The following is a 17,576-nucleotide window of genomic DNA, read 5'->3' as shown; positions in this document are numbered from 1 at the left end:
CCCCGCTTCGCCCCCCCACCACCACAATTCCATTTTCTGGAATTAAGAAATCCCGACTCCGCCATTCCGTGAATCAACGGCCGGGATGACAATGCGCGTTGCGCAACGCTGCCGCAGCAGTACGGCGCCCGGCCGGGCGGTCCAGTCCCACCACACGAACCACTCCCCCCGCCCTCACACACGCGGCAGCGCAGGAATGCGCAGGCACTGGCCCGCACGCCAGCCCTCTTCCCCGTTGCACCTTCCCCGCAAGAAAATACATGAGAACAATCACGATCAACGGTGTGCCGCAAAAGATCGACCTGCCCGACGATGCTCCGCTGCTGTGGGCCGTGCGCGATCACATCGGCCTGACCGGCACCAAGTTCGGCTGCGGCATGGCGCTGTGCGGCGCCTGCACCATGCATATGGATGGACAGCCGATCCGCTCGTGCGTGACGCCAATCTCGGCCGTCGCAGGCAAGAAGATCACCACCATCGAAGGCTTGTCGGCCGACAAGATCGGGCAGGCCTTGCAGGCAGCCTGGGAGGAATTCGGCGTGCCGCAGTGCGGCTACTGCCAGGCCGGCCAGTTGATGTCGGCCACTGCGCTGCTGCACGCGAACCCGCACCCGAGCGAGGAAGACATCGACGGCGCCATGAGCGGCAACATCTGCCGCTGCGGCACCTATACGCGCATCCGCGCCGCCATCCAGCACGTCGCCAGATCGAACGTGGCCGCGAAGCCGGCGGTCCAGCCGGCAGGCAAGAGGAGCGCAAAATGAGCGAACCAAACGTTCTCGCCGTGGCTCAGGCCCAGCCGGACCACGCCGGCAACCTGCAATCCGCCGGGCGCCGCCGCTGGCTCAAGGGCATGGGCGCCGTTGCCGGGCTGACGCTCACCGTGGGCCTGGACGGCATCGTGCTGGCCGCAGACGAACCCAAAAAATACGGCCGCGACGGCATGCCCGGCGGCGCGGTGGACAGCCCGCTGGTCTTCCTCTCCATTGGGGAGGATGGCAAGGTGAGCATCGTCTGCCACCGTTCGGAGATGGGACAGGGCGTGCGCACCAGCCTGCCGATGGTGGTGGCCGACGAACTCGAGGCTGACTGGGCGCAGGTGCTCGTGGTGCAGGCCCCGGGCGACGAGATCCGCTACGGCAACCAGAACACCGACGGCTCGCGCAGCGTGCGGCATTTCTTCGAGCCCATGCGGCGCGTCGGCGCTAGCGCCCGGACGATGCTGGAGGCCGCAGCCGCCGCGCGCTGGGGCGTGCCGGTAAGCGAAGTGCAGGCCCGCAACCATGCCGTGGTCCACGTGCCCAGCGGCAAGAGTCTCGGCTATGGCGCGCTGGCGAAGGACGCCTCGCGCCTGCCGGTACCCGCGCCCGCCAGCCTGAAGCTGAAGGATCCCGCCCAGTTCCGCTATATCGGCAAGAACAGCACGCGCAATATCGATGGCCGCGCCATCGCCACGGGCCGCGCGCAGTACGGCATCGACGTGCGGCTGGACGGCATGCTCTACGCCGTGATCGCGCGCCCGCCGGTGTTTGGCGGCAAGCTGGCCAGCGTCGACGCCACGCAGGCCATGAAAGTGCCCGGCGTGATCAAGGTGGTCGAACTGGCCGGCAGCCCCGCGCCCGCAATGTTCCATCCGCTGGGCGGCGTGGCGGTGATCGCCAGCAATACCTGGTCGGCCATCAAGGGCCGCGAGGCGCTGAAGCTGCGCTGGGACGATGGTCCCAATGCCAGCTACGAGTCCGGCGCGTTCCGGGCGGCGATGGAGAAGGCCGCGAGCCAGCCCGGCAAGGTGGTGCGGAACCAGGGCGACACCATGGCCGCCCTGGCCGGTCCCGGCAAGCGGGTCACGGCGCAGTATTACCTGCCGCATATCGCGCACGCCACCATGGAGCCGCCGGTTGCCACCGCGCGCGCCGCCGGCGGCAAGTGCGAGGTCTGGGCATCGGTGCAGGCGCCGCAGGCCACGCGTGAGACGGTGGCAGGGCATCTGGGCCTGAAGCCCGAGGACGTCACGGTGCACGTGACGCTGCTGGGCGGCGGCTTTGGCCGCAAGTCCAAGCCGGACTTCGCCGCCGAGGCCGCGCTGCTGTCAAAGGCCATGGGCGGCAAGCCGGTCAAGGTGACCTGGACGCGCGACGACGACCTGCATCACGATTACTTCCACACCGTTTCGGTTGAGCACATGGAGGCGATGCTCGGCGCCGACGGCCGCGCGCAGGCCTGGCTGCACCGCACCGCCGCATCCACCATCACGTCCACCTTCGTGGCCGGCGCAAAGAACGAAGCCGCGTTCGAGCTCGGCATGTCCGCGGTGAACATGCCGTTCGACATCCCCAACGTGCGTGTGGAGAATCCGGAGGTGGAAGCGCACACCCGCATCGGCTGGTTCCGCTCGGTGTCCAATATCCCCCACGCGTTCGCGGTCCAGTCGTTCGCGGCGGAGCTGGCCACGGCTGCGGGGCGCGATCATCGCGACTATCTGCTGGCGCTGCTGGGCCCGGACCGCCGCATCGACCCGATTCAGTTGTCCGACGCCTGGAACTACGGCGAATCGCCGCAGCAGTATCCGCTCGATACCGGCCGCCTGCGCGGCGTGATCGAACTGGCCACGCGCGAAGCCGGGTGGGGCAGGAAGCTGCCGAAGGGACACGGGCTGGGACTGGCAGTCTGCTACAGCTTCGTGACCTACGTGGCGGCGGTGATCGAGGTAGTGGTCGGCGACGATGGCGGCATCAGCATCCCCCGCATCGACATGGCGGTGGACTGCGGCGCGCAGGTCAACCCGGACCGCATCCGCTCGCAGGTGGAAGGCGCCTGCATCATGGGCATCAGCCTGGCCACCACGGGCGAGATCACCTTCAAGGACGGACGCGCCCAGCAGGACAACTTCCACCAGTACGAGGTAATGCGCGCGCCGTCGGCGCCGCGCCAGATCCACGTGCACCTGGTGCCGGGCAAGTTCGACGCACCGCTCGGCGGCGTCGGCGAACCGGCCGTGCCGACCATTGCACCCGCGCTGTGCAATGCGATCTTCGCGGCTACGGGCAAGCGCATCCGCGCGTTGCCGGTCCGGGACCAGTTGAAGGGCTGAGCACAGGGGCACGGCCCCTCGCAGTCGACCCGGGCGGCTCCCCGCCGCCCGGCCCGCTCAGGATTCAGGCCGGCTGCCGGTCCTTCCCCTTTCCCTGCCTGCACCGCTCGATCAACCGCAGCACCGTGGGCGAGCGTTCGTTCTTGCGATGTACCACGGCAAGCTGCGACGTCACCTCGTTGCGCGCCAGCGGCTTGAATACCACGTCGGGCGGCGCGAACGCGCGCATCGAGGCCGGGATCAGCGCCACGCCGAACCCGGCCGCCACCATGCTGATGATGGTGGCCATCTGGCTCGACAACGCCTCCACGCGCGGCTGGAAGCCGGCATTGCCGCAGATGGCAAGGGTGATGGCGTAGAAGCCGGTGCCGTGTTCGGTGTGCGTGCAGATAAACGTCTCGTCGCGCAGCATGGCCACATCGATGCGCGCACGGCTTGCCAGCGCATGCGTGGCATGCAGCGCGACCACAACCGCTTCCGTGGCGATATCGAGCAAGGCCAGCCCCTCGGGCAGCGCTTGCAACGGCGGGCGGATAAAGCCGATATCGAGCGCGCCGCGCGCAACCGCGTCAAGCTGGGCCGGCATGTCCATCTCGCGCATGGCGAGCCGCACGGCCGGATAGTCCTGGCGGAAGCGATAGACAAGCCTCGGCAGCAAACCCGAGAGCGCGGCGGATGCCACGTAGCCAATGGACGCGCTGCCGAGATCGCCACGGCTCGCGCTGGCGGTGGCCAGTTCGGCGTGCCGGACCTGCCGCAGGACGCCCAGCGCTTCCTCATGGAAGACAGCGCCAACCTCCGTCAGCGCCATCCGGCGCTTGCTGCGCGAAAGCAGCGGCGCACCCGCCTCCTGCTCGATCCACCTGAACTGCTGGCTCAGCGCCGGCTGCGAAATGCCGAGGCGCTCCGCCGCGCGGCCAAAGTGCAGTTCCTCCGCCAGCGCGGCGAAGTATCGATAGTGTCGGAGTTCCAGGTTCATCGGGATGGCCTTTGGTCACAATATAAGCTTAGCTTATCAATAATTAAGTCTCATGTACTTGAACCTATCGATCCAAACGCCGCATGATGCATGGCTTGGCGGCGGCGAGGCCGCGGATCGGGAGCATGTCGGACATGGAATTGGTCAACAAACGGGTAGCAAGCTGCGGCGAGGCCATCGCCGATCTGCGCGACGGCGCCACCGTGATGGTGGGCGGCTTCGGCAGCGCCGGCCTGCCCGGTGGCCTGATCGCCGCGGTGCTGGCGCATGGCGCCAGGGATCTGACGGTGATCTCCAACAACGCCGGCTACGACGGCGAGGGCGTGGCGAGCCTGATCGAGGCCGGGCGCGTGCGCAAGCTGGTCTGCTCTTATCCGCTGACGGCCGGGGCCACGGCCTTTCGCGACGCCTACCGGCGCGGCGAAGTTGAGCTGGAACTGGTGGCCCAAGGCACGCTGGTGGAGCGCATCCGCTGCGCCGGGGCCGGGCTGGGCGGCTTTTACTGCCCCATCACCGCCAGGACCATTCTTGCCGAGGGCAAGGACACGCGCGAGATCAACGGCGTGCAGCACGTGCTGGAACTGCCGCTGCATGCGGATTTCGCGCTGATCCGCGCGCGCACCGCGGATCGCCTCGGCAACCTGGACTATCACCTGGCCGGGCGCAACTTCAATCCCGTGATGGCGACCGCCGCGCGCGTGGTGGTGGCGGAGGTCGACACGATGGTCGAGGCCGGCGCCATGAACCCCGAACATATCGTGACGCCGGGCATCTTTGTCCATCGCCTCGTCACCATCGGCGGCCAATCCGCCAGGAGCGAACAATGATGCGATGGAACAGGGAGCAGATCGCGCGGCGCGCGGCGCAGGACATCCGCACGGGATCCTATGTCAACCTGGGCATCGGCCTGCCGACGCTGGTCGGGGACATGATCCCACCGGAGCGGGAGGTCTTCCTGCATAGCGAGAACGGCATCCTGCATCTCGGGCCGCGCCCGCTGCCAGGCGAGGAAAACCCGGAACTGATCAACGCCAGCAAGCAACCGGTGACGCTGCGCCCCGGCGCGGCGATCTTCGATTCCGCGCTGAGCTTCGCCATGATGCGCGGCGGCCATCTGGACCTGGCCATCCTGGGCGCCTATGAAGTGGCGGAAAACGGCGACCTGGCCAACTGGACCCGGGGCGATCCCAACACCCCGCCGGCCGTGGGCGGCGCGATGGAACTCGCCTTTGGCGCCCGCGAGGTCTGGGTGCTGATGGAACACACCACGCGCGACGGCCGCCCACGCCTGCTGCGCCGCTGCACGCTGCCGTTGACCGCACGCGGCGTGGTATGCCGCATCTATACCGACCTGGCGGTAATGCGCGTGACGCCCGACGGCTTGCGGGTGGAGGCAATGGCGGAAGGCATCACACCGGGAGCGCTGCAGGCGGTGACCGAGGCGCGCCTCCTGCCCTGACGCCCGTCAGCGACCGGACGCCACCCGCCCGATCCATGCGGCGAGGATGGCAATCACCTCCGCACGGTTGGTCTCGTTCAACGTCTCGTGGCGTGCGCCGCCGAATACGTGGGACGACACATCGGTCTGCCCTGCCGCGCGATAGCGGCTGACCAGCGGCTCGAACCAGGCCAGGTGATTATTGACCGGATCACGGTCGCCGGTGAACAGGTAGATGGGCAGCCCCGGACGGATGCCGCGCAGCGTATCCGGCTCGGCCAGGCGCGCGCATTCGGCGAACATCGAGGCACGCGACGCCGGCGTGACGGTGAAGCCGCACAGCGGATCGGCGATATACGCATCCACCTGTGCCGGGTCGCGGCTGAGCCAGTCGAAGGGCGTGCGGCTGTCCGGCACGCCGGCATTCATATCCTCGAGCTTGAAACCCGCCCGCGCCGCCTCCAGCATCAGGTCCACCGCGGTGGTGCCCGACAGCGCCGCGCCGGCGAGCAACTCGCTGTGCTCGACCAGGTAGCACTGCGTGGCGAACGACCCCATGCTGTGGCCGAACAGGATCAGCGGCAGGCCGGGATGCTGCGCCCGCGAGTGCCGGCTGAGCACGGCCATGTCGTCCGCCAGTGCTGCAAAGCCACGCGGCCCGAAGTCGCCAAGCTTATCCTGGGCGGCCGCATCGGCGCCATGCCCCCGGTGCTCGCTGGCATAGACCACGTAGCCCGCGCCCACCAGCGCTTCGGCCAGCGGCCGGTAGCGCAGCGCGTGCTCGCCCATGCCATGCGCGATCTGCACCACGGCGCGCGGCGCCGCGCCTCCCTGCCAGCGATGGACCTCGATCTTGTGGTCGTCGTTGGAATCGAGACGGAAGTGGAAGTATGGTTCCGATGTCTGCATGCCAAGCCCTCGGTTAGCGCCGGCTTGTGTCGGGAGTGACGGTAGCGGCGCAACCATGGTACGCAAGAGTGCTTGACGGGAATATCCGGGTTGGTCCTGTCCGCGGCGCCCCGCATGCGCCGGCGCGTCAACCCAGCCGCTTCACCACCGCGTCGGCAAATTGCAGCGTGGACGCCGAGCCCTTCAGGTCGCCGGTCCTGACCTGGTCCTCATTGAGCGCCAGGTCGATCGCCTTGCGCAGCCGCAACGCCAGGTCCTGCCGGCCCGCATGTTCGAGCATCAGGCCGGCGGCCAGCATCAGCGAAATCGGATTGGCGATGCCCTTGCCGGCGATATCGGGCGCCGAGCCGTGCACGGCCTCGAAAATGGCGACGGTATCGCCGATATTGGCCCCCGGCGCCATGCCCAGCCCGCCCACCAGGCCGGCAATCTGGTCGGACAGGATATCGCCGAAGAGGTTGGTACAGAGCAGCATGTCGAACTGCCAGGGGTTGAGAACGAGCTGCATGGCGCAGGCATCGACGATGCGGTCGTCCATCTCCACGCGGCCCGCATAGTCCTGCGCCACCTCGCGCGCGGCTTCCAGGAAGATCCCGGTCAGTGCCTTGAGGATATTGGCCTTGTGCACCACGGTGATCTTCTTGCGCTGGTTCCTGACCGCGTACTCGAAGGCGAAGCGGGCGATGCGCCGGCAGGCGTCGCGCGTATTGGTGCCGGTGGATACCGCCACGGCATGCGGATCGTCGCCCACGGGGATGTAATAGTCGTGGGCCACGTAGAAGCCGCCCACGTTCTCGCGCACCAGCACCAGGTCGATGTTCTCGAAGCGTCCCGGTACCAGCGTGCGGGCGGGCCGCACATTGGCATAGAGATTGAAGGCTTCGCGCAGGCGCACGTTGACCGAGCGGAAGCCGCCGCCGACGGGCGTGGTCAGCGGGCCTTTCAGCGCCAGGCCGGTACGGCGAATGCTGTCGAGGGTAGCCTCGGGCAACGGGTCGCCGCCCTGGGCGATGCCCGCCATGCCGGCCTGCTGCACGTCCCAGGAGAACGGCGCGCCCAGCGCGTCCAGCACCTTGACGGTGGCCTCCACCACTTCCGGCCCGATGCCGTCGCCGGGAATCAGGGTGGCGGGGATCTGATTGGCTGCTCGGTGTTCCATATGCTTGTCCTTTGGAGGAATTGGGCGGTGCGCCGGCCGGGAGCCAAGGCGTGCTTTCGCTCACAAGCATAGATTACGCCCGTGTCAATCGTGCTGGACCGCACATGAGACGGCAATGACGGACCGGATCCTTCAAGAAGGACACGGCATGGCAACGAGCGCTTGCCGGCAGCCGGGATGAAGACATCCCGGCTTCCGCCCCCCCTCAGGCGGCGCGCTGCAGCGGCAATCTGCGGCTGGCGCCAAACAATGGCGCGGCGCGGTCGGCGGCCAGGCGGATGCGCTCGGCCAGCGCATCGCTGCTGACGTGGTGGTTCTGGAAATCGCCGGGGCTGCCATACACGCCGATCGGCAGCGTCAGCGCTTGCAGGAATCCGAACAAGGGCCGCAGCTGGTGCTCCAGCACCAGCGCGTGCCGGTCGCTGCCACCCGTGGCCGCCAGCAGCACGGGCTTGTCGGCCAGCGCCTCCTGCCCCACCAGGTCGAACAGATGCTTGAAATGGCCGGGATAGGACCCGCGATAGACAGGCGCCGCCACCACCAGCAGGTCGGCGGACTCGATCGCAAGCAGCTCGTTTTCAATCTCCGGCGGCAGTTCGGCGCGCGTCAGCGCGGCGCCCAGCGGGCGGGCGATCTCGCCCAGGTTGACGATATGGCTGTGCAGCAGCAGCTTGCCATCGAGCTCGGCAAGCAACGCCTGCACCAGCGCGAGCGTACGCGACGGCTGTTGCGTACTGCCGTTGACGGCAACCACTTTCAGCGGTGTAGCCATTGGAAATCCCCCCTGTCAATATCGATTGGTCCTGGATTCGCGCATTGCGATGCCTGTCCGGTGCCGCGCATGCGACAGCGCTTGCGCAGCGCCGTTGTCCGCAGGCTTTGTCCGTCTCAAGCGATCGCTTACAAGTCCCTCACGATAGCGCAGCACGACAATTCGCCGAAGGACGAAATTCGTCTTTGCTTAGATGGGTGGGGTGTATATGCGAATGCGAATCCCGGCCGCCATCGCTTGTGCTGCGGCCCTCCCCCGCTTCGCGCTGGCGCATCGCAAGTCAGGGAAGAGGCCGCGTTGACGTCGGGGAAGCCGAAGCTGGAGGCAGCGGGGCAATCCCTGACCGCCGCGCCCTGGCGGCCGGACGGGCAACGCCGATCGCCCGGTCACGCCGGGCAGCCAGCCACACCGCTCCCGTACTACGGCGCCACCTTGGCTGCCTGGTACGCAGCGTAGAGCTTCTTGAAGACAGGGCCAGGCTCGCCGCTGCCGATGGTCTTGCCGTCGATGGTCACCACCGCCAGGATCTCCTTGCTGGCCGACGTCAGCAGCACCTCGTCGGCGGCCATTACCTCGTCCTGCGAAATCCGGCGCGCTTCCAGCGAGATATCCAGCGCCGCGCACAGCTCCTCCATCCAGCCGTAGCGGATGCCTTCCAGGATCAGGTTGTCCTTCGGCGGCGCCGAGACCCGGCCCTTGCGGACCACCCAGACATTCGACGCCGAGGCTTCGGTCAGCGCGCCGTCGCGGAACTGGATGGTCTCGGTGACACCATGCTCCGCCGCGTTCTGCGCCGCCAGCACATTGCCCAGCAGGGAGGTCGACTTGACCTGGCAGTGCAGCCAGCGCTTGTCCTCGGCGGTCACGCAGGCCACACCCTTCTCGCGCATGTCCGCCGACGGCAGCGACATGGGATTGGTCATGATCAGCACCGTCGGCGTCACCTCCTTGGGGAAGGCATGGGTGCGCCGTGCCACGCCGCGCGTGACCTGAATGTAGACCATCTGGTCGCTGAGGCCGTTGGCGCGCACCACGCGGTCGATCAGCGCCATCCACTCCGGCTCGGCGTGCGGGTTGGGAATGCCGATGGTTGCCAGGCTGCGCGCCAGGCGGGCCAGGTGCTGCGGCAGGCGGAAGGGCTTGGCGCCGTAGATGGGGACGACTTCATACACGCCGTCGCCAAAGATAAAACCGCGGTCCAGCACGGGGATGCGGGCTTCGGACAAAGGGGTGAGTTCGCCGTTGAGGTAGACGATTTCGTCGTTCATGTTGGGTAGCGCCAGGGCAGGGAGAGCGGTAAAGGGACGGAAGCGGAATCCGTCGGTTGACGCATTGTTCCATAAGCCCTGGCGGGCGCTTATGCAAAATCGGCATGAGCTGCCTGAGGACGGCCTCCGGGGCCACCGGGTGATGCATGTATCACTACGGGCTGTTGGCCATCCTTGAGCCCGCCGCAAGAATCATTTGCCTGTTACGGGGTTTTTGCAAAAGCGGCCCGTCCCGATAATCCATACATCATCCCGGCAACACCGCCGGGCGGCCCGGGCCCCAGGTCCATCCAGGGCCGGCCCCCTGCGGCCGCTTCTTGCCTGGCCAAACCGACGAGCGAGAGAAACCATGCTGTTTACCCCCTACACCTTCGGCCATATCACCACCCGCAACCGCATCGTGATGCCGCCCATGACCCGTTCGCGTGCCGCCGCCGGCGACGTGGCAACGGACCTGATGGCCGAGTATTACAGTCAGCGCGCCACTGCTGGCCTGATCATCTCGGAAGGCACGCAGATCAGCCGCCAAGGCCAGGGCTATGCCTGGACGCCTGGCATCTATAGCCCCGGACAGGTCACCGGATGGCGCAAGGTCACCGACGCCGTGCACGCCGCCGGCGGCACGATCTTCGCGCAGCTCTGGCACGTCGGCCGCGTGTCGCATACCACGCTGCAGCCGGGTAACACCGCACCGGTGTCGTCGTCGGCGCTGGTCGCCGAGGGCGTCAAGGTGTTTGTCGATGCCACCGGCCACGGCCCGCAGGGCGGCGTCGGCGAGATGATCCAGCATTCCGCCCCGCGCGCGCTGAACATTGACGAGATCCCCGGCATCGTGGCCGACTACGCGCAAGCGGCGCGCAACGCGCTGGCAGCCGGCTTCGACGGGGTCGAACTGCATGGCGCCAATGGCTACCTGATCAACCAGTTCATCGACTCGCAGGCCAATACCCGCGACGACGAATACGGCGGCTCGCTCGCCAACCGGTTGCGCTTCCTCAAGGAAGTCGCGCAAGCGGTGACCGAGGTAGTCGGCAAGGACCGCATCGGCGTGCGCCTGGCGCCGCTCACCACGCTGCAGGGCGCGGTCGACGATACGCCCGAAGCCACTTACCTTGCCGCGGCACACGCGCTCGGCCAGATCGGCGTGGGCTATATCCATATCGCCGAAGCGGACTGGGAAGACGCACCCGTGATGCCAGCCGCGTTCAAGGAAGCGCTGCGCGCCATCTATCCCGGCACGCTGGTCTACTCGGGCAACTACAGCAAGGCACGCGCGGAAGAAGCGCTCACTAAAGGCTGGGCCGACCTGATCGGCTTCGGGCGCCCGTTTATCGCCAACCCCGATCTGCCCTACCGGCTGCAGCACGATCTGCCGCTCAATGCCGGCGACCGCTCGAAGTATTTCGGCGGCGGTGCCGCGGGATACACCGATTACCCGAGATTCACGCCGCAGGGCCAGAGCGAAACCAAGGCCGCGGCCTGAGCCGCTGCCGGTGCGCTGCCGTGCTTTCATGAAACGGGCGATGAAGCGGCCCGCGCCGTGCTACTGGCGTCGGCAGCTTAGAAGGCGCCTGTGGATGTCGACAAAAGCGATATCGCCACCGGGGTGCCAAGCACCTGGCGGCACGGATATGAGGCCAGACGTACAACGAAGCCAGCAAACACACCAGATTCGCACCATTTAGGACGTGTCCGATTTCATTGCCAGCATGCCGCCAGTAAACTGGCGGCATGCTTTCGGCTGCCGCCCCCCTTCCCTCCGACATCCACGCCCTGCAGGCGCTGAGGCGCGCGCGGGGTTGCTGCCCGAACGGGACGCCACGCTGCGGCAGCGCGATGCGGAGGTATCGCAGCGGATGCGCGCGCCGGCCCGCGAACCGCACTAATGCCCGTTGGACAAATCCATGAAGATTGCACTGCTCGCGGATCTGTCGCTCAGGGCCAGGATCATGGCAGAGGCCCTCTCCCGCGCCGGGGTGTATTGCCACACCTACCACGCAAGCCGCGAGTTCTTTCGCGGCATCGACCAGTCCGGTTACGATGTCCTGCTGGTCGACCACGAACTGGCCGACCTGCCTGCGGTCGAGGCTGTGTGTGCGCTGCGCAGCGCCGGACGCTGCAAGGTGCCGGTGCTGGTGGTTTCCAACCGCCGTGACGAGGACTCGGTCGTCAATGCCCTGCAATCCGGGGCTGACGACTATATGATCCACCCTCTGCGCTTGCGTGAACTGGTGGCCCGGCTGCACGCGCTGCAGCGCCGCGCGGCCTCACACCAGCAAGCCGCGAGCCCCGACATCACGGTCGGACACTATTCACTGGATTGCCAGTCGCACCAGGCCATATTCCAGGGGCGCCGCATGCCCCTGACCCCCAAGGAGTTCGATCTTGCGTCGCTGCTGTTTTCCAGCGTCGGCCGCGTCCTGTCCCACACCTACATCGAATGCGCGATCTGGGGCTATGCGCTGCCACCGCGGTCGCGCGCGCTGGCCAGCCTGGTGTCGCGCCTGCGCGCGACGCTGGAGCTGCACCCCCGGAATGGCCTGGTCATCACGGTCGTGTATGGCCACGGCTATCGCCTGGATGAAACCGGTGCCAGGCGGCAACGGCCGAGCCCGCACATGATTGGCTGAGCGACGGCTGCCGTGCCGGCTTCGGTAACTTCCCATCCGTGGCGCCTCAATCCCAAACCGGCGCCAACCCCTCCGGACTAGTCAGCCTCCCGCCCCTCTCCAATCCGGCAATCCCAGCCATCTCCTCTTCCGACAGGCGCACATCAACGGCCCCAAGATTACTCTCCAGGTTAGCCCGCCTGGTCGAAGACGGAATCACCGCATAGCCGAGCCGCATGGCCCAGGCCAGCACCACCTGCGCAGGCGTGGCGCCGTGCCGCTGCGCGATCTCCCGGATCACCGGGTCCTGCAGCGCCTTGCCGTAGGCCAGCGTCATATACGACGTAATGTGAATGCCCTGGCTGCGCGCGAAGTCCGCGACCTTGCGGTTCTGCAGGAAGGGATGCAACTCGATCTGGTTGGTGGCGATCGCTCCGGCGCCAACGGCGTCGATCGCCTGCCGCATCAGGTCGACGGTGAAGTTGGATACACCGATCTGGCAGGTGAGTCCTTGCTCGCGGGCCTCGGCCAGCGCGGTCATGAATTCGGCGACCGGGACCGCGTTGTCCGGCGACGGCCAATGGATCAAGGTCAGGTCGACATGGTCGATGCGCAGCCTGGCGAGACTCTCCTTCAGACTGGGCACCAGTCTGTCGCGTGAGAGATTCTCGATCCAGATTTTGGTCGTCACGAACAGGTCGGCACGGGCGACGCCGCTCTCGGCGATGGCCTGGCCGACTTCGGCCTCGTTGCCGTAGATCTGCGCGGTGTCGATCGCGCGGTAGCCAACGTCGAGGCCGTTGCGCACGGAATCGATGACAGTCTGGCCTTGCAGGCGGAAGGTACCGAGGCCAAGGGCGGGAATGGGCATTGTTGTTTCCTGATTCGGGGTTGTATCTGGCCGATGGGGCCACGGCTTGCCGCAACGCAAGCCTTGCTTGCCTTCACAGCGAACATGTCCCGAGTATCCGCGCTGCCCGCCGCGAGAAAAACCATGTCCCGCGCAGAAGATACTTGATTCCGGAGCAAGAATGGAGCGCGCGTTGTCTCCGCTATTGCCGCGCGGGCGGTAGATAGGGCTCCACCCGCGCCCCGTGCATGGCATAGCCGGCGTAGCCCATCATGGTGTCTGCCCGCTCGACCCGCATCGCGCCGCCGATCCACACGGTGTCCATGGTGCGCAGCCCCGGCAACGGTTTGTCCGTGCGGACGTGGATGACCTGGTTGGCGGGCGGCGGTGGCACGTGGATGCACGCGCCGAAGTACGGCACCAGCAAGAACTCGCGAATCGCCTCGCCTTCTGCGTCGAGCGAAACCACAAAACCGGCAAGACGTACCGCCGCGCCATCCAGCGCGGGTTCAACGGGCGCGTTCTTCCAGTACTGCCGTGCCTTGTACAGGGCAATCTGCGCGCGGGGATCGGCGTCGTCGAGCTCGTCGAGCTTCAGGCCCTTGAACGGCACGAGCGGGTCCCAGCCCTTTGGCAGCAAATCTCGCCACGCTATTTCGCGCAAGGCGGGGTCGGGCGTGGAAGGCGCGACGGCAAGGCGCAACGCCTCGCCTACTGCATAGGCGGATTCGTGCCTGGCGGCGCCCGCAGTGGCGCCGGACTCCAGCGCGGACAGCGGCCGGAAGAAATACGTGGCGCCTCCGCCGGCCAGCGCGATGACAGTGAACGCAAGCGACATGTGCCGGAAGCGGGCAGTCATTGGCGTCCTCTTCTTCATGTCGTCGGCATCAGCCCGTCGGCCAGGCTCAGGCGATAGGCGCGCCATCCGGGCAGCAGGCTCACGCAGAAGCCAGCGCCCACAGTGGCGGCCAGCAGCGGCCATTCGCCGGGCGTGGGCCAGGCTGCGGGCACCGTTACGCCGAAGGCGGATTGCAGGTAAGGGCCGGACACCGCCGCCAGCAACGTCACCAGCGCGAGGCCAAGGAGCGCGCCCGCCAGCATCACCACCAGCCCTTCCAGCGCCAGCATCGCCAGCAGGTCGCCCGGCCGTGCGCCGACCGAGCGCAGGATGGCGAGTTCGCGCCGCCGCTCGCCCAGCGCGGCAAGGATGGACGACGCAAGCCCCGCCAGCCCGACCATCACCACCAGCCCCGACACCACCAGCAATGCGCGCTCGGCGACACTGGTCACGCGCCATAGCGCATCCAGCGCCACGCCCGGCAGCACCGCCATCAGCGGCTCATGCGGGTCTTCGGCAATCTCCCGCTGCACAGTGAAGACTTGCGACCTGAGCTTTAGTCCGACCAGCACGCCGGTCACGCTATGGGGCGTCAGGTCGAACTTGCGTATCTGCTCCGGGAGGATGGCAAGGCCCGGCAGCGGCATGCCGCCCTCCCAGCCAAGGTGGATGGCCTGCAGCGCTTCCAGCCCGATATGCACGGTGCGATCCACCGGCGTGCCGGTGCGCGCCAGGATGCCGCTCACGACGAAAGGCCTGTTCTCATGCCCGGCATGGCCTGCGTGCGCCGGCCCGTCGCCATCGCCATCCCCGTGGCTCAATACAATGCGGTCGCCCACGCGATAGCCCAGCCGGCTCGCCACCTCGGCGCCGAGCACGGCATCGAACAGCGCCGCGAACGGCTGGCCCTGCGCGAGCACCAGCGGTTGCCGGTTGCCGTAGCGGTAATGCGCGAAGTAGCCGGGGGTGGTCGCCAGCACCGGGAAGCCGCGGTGCGAGTCGCCCAGCGAAAGCGGAATGGTCCACGCCACGGCCGGATGGACTGCCAGCCGCCGGGCGCTGTCCCAGCTCATATTGCTGGTCGTGCCGCCCAGGTGGAACACGGTGTAAAGCATCAGCTGGACCGGGCTGGTGCGCGCGCCAACCACCAGGTCGGTGCCGGACACCGAGTGCGCAAAACTCGCCCGTACCTGATGCCGGATGCGCTCCACGCCCAGCAGCATGGCGGTGGACATGGCAATCGCCAGCAGCATCAGCAGCAGGTTGAAGCGGCGGTTCCATGCGCTGCGCGCGGCCATCGCGAGCATCAGCATCACACTGCCCCCGCCACATCCGGCGCATGGGCCGCCGGCAACGACAACCGCCTCTGGAAGCGCGTGGCCAGGCGTTCGTCATGGCTGACAAACATCAGGCTGGCGCCGGCAATGCCGCATTCCCGCTGCAGCAAGTCCATGAAAGCCTGCTGTCGCGGCGCGTCCAGCGCGGAAGTGGGCTCATCGGCAAGCACGAGGCGCGGCCGGCCGATCAGTGCGCGGGCCGCCGCCACGCGCTGCTGCTGGCCGACGGAAAGCCGGCTCACGGCACGCTGCCACAGCGCACGCGGCAGGTCGAGCTGCGCAAGCAGCGCATGCGCGGCGGCTTGCGGCGTGGCGCCCTGCGCCGCGCTGCGCTCGCGACGGCTGCGCGAGAAGCGGCACGGCAGCAGCACATTGTCCACGACGGAAAGATAGGGCAGCAGGTTGAACTGCTGGAAGATGAGGCCGATATGGTCGGCCCGGAAGCGGTCGCGCCGCGGCGCGCTAAGCGCATCCGGCGCCGTGCCCAGCACGCGCAGGCTGCCCTGCTGGGGCGCCAGCACCCCGGCCAGCATCGACAGCAAGGTGCTCTTGCCGCTGCCGCTCGGGCCACAGACGAATACCTGCTCGCCCGCGTCCAGCCGGAACCGGTCGAGCCGCAGGCAAGGCGCGGCCTGCCCGGGCCATGTGAACGCGATGCCCTGCAGGTCGATGACGGGATCGCCGTTGGTGCTGTTCGCCGCGTTGATCAGGTCGATCCCGCTGGTACTGCTGGCCATCCGATGCCCTCCTCGCGCCGCCAGGCATAATGCAACATAGTTGCATTATGCTGTCAGCCGGAGAAGGAAGGCAATAGCGCACGTGACGCCGGGCGATCGAATGCCACGTTGGTGAGCCCTTGCGCGGCATCAAACGGAAGCCATCCTGTGAATCCGTTCGGTACACTTACAGTCCCGTCGAGACCGCCCGGATCAATGCGCCCGCTCAAATGATCCGCGCCTCCGGCCAACGAATGCAGATACATCACTCCATGCTCAAGGAAACGGCGGAAGCCCGCCCCACACGCCGCTATGTGGAGAAACGCGAAGCGATTCTCGACGCGGCTGCCCGCCTGTTCAACCGGAAGGGCTTGCGTGGCGCCACGCTCTCGGACGTCGCGCAGGAGGTCGGGCTCAGCACCAACAGCATCACCTACTACTACCGCAAGAAGGAAGACCTTGTGGTGGCCTGCCTGATGCGCACGATCGACGAGATGGCGGGCATCGCCGACGCCACGGCCGACGAGCCCGGCCCGGAGGCGCGGGTGCGCCGGTTTATCGCCCTGTTCTTCGAGCGGCTGGCCAGGACGGCAACTGGAGAGCGCCCGGAGCTGATGAGCTTTCGCGAGATCCGCTCGCTGCCGGAGACGCACGCGGACGTCGCCTTCAAGGCATATACCGACATGTTCCGGCGTATCCGCAAGCTGCTGCGTGCGGAAGCACCGCAGAGCCCCGCGCAACGCAGCGCGCTCAGCGCGGCAGCGCACTTGCTGCTGTCGCTCACCAGCGGCGCGATGACATGGGTCGAGCGCTACGAACCGCAGGACTACCCGAAAGTCGCGGAAACGGTCGTGGATCTGCTGCTCAACGGCTTTGCGTCGCCTTCTTCGAAATGGGGCGACACCACTCCCGCCTCGCCACCGCTGCCGGTGATCGACACACCCGAGACAACTCAGGAAGCCTTCCTGCGCGCCGCTACCGAGTTACTCAACGAACTGGGCTATCGCGGCGCCTCCGCGGATCGCATTTCCGCGCGGCTGAATCTCACGAAGGGATCGTTCTATCACCACAACGAGAACAAGGACGACCTGATCTCCGCCTGCTTTGACCGTATGTTTGCGGTCATCCGGGATGCGCAGTCGAAGGTGGAGGAAGGGCCGGGCACGGGCTGGGACAAGCTGTGCGCGATCTCGCGTGCGCTGGTGAGCTATCAGTTCTCTGGGAAGGGGCCGCTGCTGCGGCTGACCATCTATGGGGCGCTGCCGGAGGAGATGCGCAAGGAGAAGATGCTGACGATGAGCCGGCTGTCGGCACGGTTTACACGGTTTCTGGTGCAGGGGATGCAGGATGGGTCGATTCGGCCGCTGGATCAGTCTATTGCTTCGTTGCAGGTGAATGGGATGATTAATGCGGCGGTGGAGTTGCAGCGGTGGGTGCCGGATGCTTCGGGGGAGAATGCGGGGGATTTGTTTATTCGGCCTTTGTTTATGGGGTTGTTTTCTGGGGGTTGATGGGGGGTTTCTATTTTTCTTGTGTGGTTTTTTGGGGGATGATGGCTTTATTTTGGCGGTGTTGGTTGTTGGACCCAAAGGAATACGACATCCCCCTGC

Annotated in this window: 16 protein-coding genes; 7 read left to right on the top strand and 9 right to left on the bottom strand. The window is 66.9% G+C overall.

Annotation, left to right across the window (positions count from 1 at the left end; all coding sequences use genetic code 11):
* The first annotated feature begins 260 nt into the window (after window positions 1–260).
* Together CF70_RS15510 and CF70_RS15505 are read left to right on the top strand one after the other, a co-directional pair.
* Entirely contained in the window at window positions 261–764 is a 504-nt protein-coding gene (locus CF70_RS15510; RefSeq protein ID WP_035866249.1) for a (2Fe-2S)-binding protein, read from the top strand.
* A gap of 89 nt (window positions 765–853) precedes the next feature.
* On the top strand, window positions 854–3,091 hold the full coding sequence (locus CF70_RS15505) for a xanthine dehydrogenase family protein molybdopterin-binding subunit (protein ID WP_235185063.1): 2,238 nt from the start codon (window positions 854–856) through the stop codon (window positions 3,089–3,091).
* A gap of 64 nt (window positions 3,092–3,155) precedes the next feature.
* On the opposite strand, the gene CF70_RS15500 is transcribed toward CF70_RS15505, so the two are convergent.
* On the bottom strand, window positions 3,156–4,070 hold the full coding sequence (locus CF70_RS15500) for a LysR family transcriptional regulator (RefSeq protein WP_035866247.1): 915 nt from the start codon (window positions 4,068–4,070) through the stop codon (window positions 3,156–3,158).
* 140 nt (window positions 4,071–4,210) lie between these two features.
* On the opposite strand from CF70_RS15500, the gene CF70_RS15495 reads away from it, so the two are divergent.
* Together CF70_RS15495 and CF70_RS15490 are read left to right on the top strand one after the other, a co-directional pair.
* Complete coding sequence (locus tag CF70_RS15495; protein WP_035866254.1) at window positions 4,211–4,897, top strand: CoA transferase subunit A; 687 nt, start codon at window positions 4,211–4,213, stop codon at window positions 4,895–4,897.
* On the top strand, window positions 4,894–5,529 hold the full coding sequence (locus CF70_RS15490; protein WP_035866245.1) for a 3-oxoacid CoA-transferase subunit B: 636 nt from the start codon (window positions 4,894–4,896) through the stop codon (window positions 5,527–5,529). The genes CF70_RS15495 and CF70_RS15490 overlap by 4 nt, the downstream gene beginning before the upstream one ends.
* Window positions 5,530–5,535: 6 nt before the next feature.
* On the opposite strand, the gene CF70_RS15485 is transcribed toward CF70_RS15490, so the two are convergent.
* The 4 genes from CF70_RS15485 to CF70_RS15470 all read right to left on the bottom strand — a co-directional run bounded on the left by CF70_RS15485 (window position 5,536) and on the right by CF70_RS15470 (window position 9,616).
* Complete coding sequence (locus tag CF70_RS15485; protein WP_035866243.1) at window positions 5,536–6,417, bottom strand: alpha/beta fold hydrolase; 882 nt, start codon at window positions 6,415–6,417, stop codon at window positions 5,536–5,538.
* A 127-nt stretch (window positions 6,418–6,544) separates the two neighbouring features.
* A complete protein-coding gene (locus CF70_RS15480; RefSeq protein WP_035866239.1) occupies window positions 6,545–7,576 on the bottom strand; it encodes an isocitrate/isopropylmalate dehydrogenase family protein in 1,032 nt (343 codons plus the stop codon).
* Window positions 7,577–7,781: 205 nt separating this feature from the next.
* Window positions 7,782–8,348 (bottom strand): FMN reductase, encoded by a 567-nt coding sequence (gene msuE / locus CF70_RS15475; RefSeq protein ID WP_035866237.1) that lies wholly within the window; start codon window positions 8,346–8,348, stop codon window positions 7,782–7,784.
* A 419-nt stretch (window positions 8,349–8,767) separates the two neighbouring features.
* Window positions 8,768–9,616 (bottom strand): D-amino acid aminotransferase, encoded by an 849-nt coding sequence (locus CF70_RS15470; protein WP_035866234.1) that lies wholly within the window; start codon window positions 9,614–9,616, stop codon window positions 8,768–8,770.
* A gap of 349 nt (window positions 9,617–9,965) precedes the next feature.
* Between CF70_RS15470 and CF70_RS15465 the strand changes: the two genes are divergently transcribed.
* Both CF70_RS15465 and CF70_RS15460 read left to right on the top strand, forming a co-directional pair.
* Window positions 9,966–11,099, top strand: a complete 1,134-nt coding sequence (locus CF70_RS15465) for an alkene reductase (protein ID WP_035866232.1) — start codon at window positions 9,966–9,968, stop codon at window positions 11,097–11,099.
* A gap of 421 nt (window positions 11,100–11,520) precedes the next feature.
* Window positions 11,521–12,246 carry a response regulator transcription factor gene (locus tag CF70_RS15460; protein WP_035866228.1) on the top strand — a complete coding sequence of 242 codons (726 nt, stop codon included), beginning with the start codon at window positions 11,521–11,523 and terminating at the stop codon, window positions 12,244–12,246.
* A 46-nt stretch (window positions 12,247–12,292) separates the two neighbouring features.
* Here CF70_RS15460 and dkgB read toward each other — a convergent pair whose 3' ends face one another.
* The 4 genes from dkgB to CF70_RS15440 form a co-directional block, all read right to left on the bottom strand.
* A complete protein-coding gene (gene dkgB / locus CF70_RS15455; RefSeq protein WP_035866224.1) occupies window positions 12,293–13,096 on the bottom strand; it encodes a 2,5-didehydrogluconate reductase DkgB in 804 nt (267 codons plus the stop codon).
* A gap of 181 nt (window positions 13,097–13,277) precedes the next feature.
* Complete coding sequence (locus CF70_RS15450; protein WP_235185062.1) at window positions 13,278–13,934, bottom strand: DUF3299 domain-containing protein; 657 nt, start codon at window positions 13,932–13,934, stop codon at window positions 13,278–13,280.
* Between the two features lie 14 nt (window positions 13,935–13,948).
* Window positions 13,949–15,229, bottom strand: a complete 1,281-nt coding sequence (locus tag CF70_RS15445; protein ID WP_152561824.1) for an ABC transporter permease — start codon at window positions 15,227–15,229, stop codon at window positions 13,949–13,951.
* The gene (locus tag CF70_RS15440) at window positions 15,226–15,987 is read right to left on the bottom strand and encodes an ATP-binding cassette domain-containing protein (protein ID WP_081862193.1); all 762 of its coding nucleotides are present in this window, start codon (window positions 15,985–15,987) and stop codon (window positions 15,226–15,228) included. The genes CF70_RS15445 and CF70_RS15440 overlap by 4 nt, the downstream gene beginning before the upstream one ends.
* A gap of 251 nt (window positions 15,988–16,238) precedes the next feature.
* On the opposite strand from CF70_RS15440, the gene CF70_RS15435 reads away from it, so the two are divergent.
* Window positions 16,239–17,477 (top strand): TetR/AcrR family transcriptional regulator, encoded by a 1,239-nt coding sequence (locus tag CF70_RS15435; RefSeq protein WP_035866218.1) that lies wholly within the window; start codon window positions 16,239–16,241, stop codon window positions 17,475–17,477.
* Window positions 17,478–17,576: the final 99 nt, after the last annotated feature.

Source organism: Cupriavidus sp. SK-3, from assembly GCF_000611145.1.
Classification (GTDB): domain Bacteria; phylum Pseudomonadota; class Gammaproteobacteria; order Burkholderiales; family Burkholderiaceae; genus Cupriavidus.
Note: the sequence above shows the minus strand (reverse complement) of the source record. Positions and strands in the feature narration are given on the sequence as shown.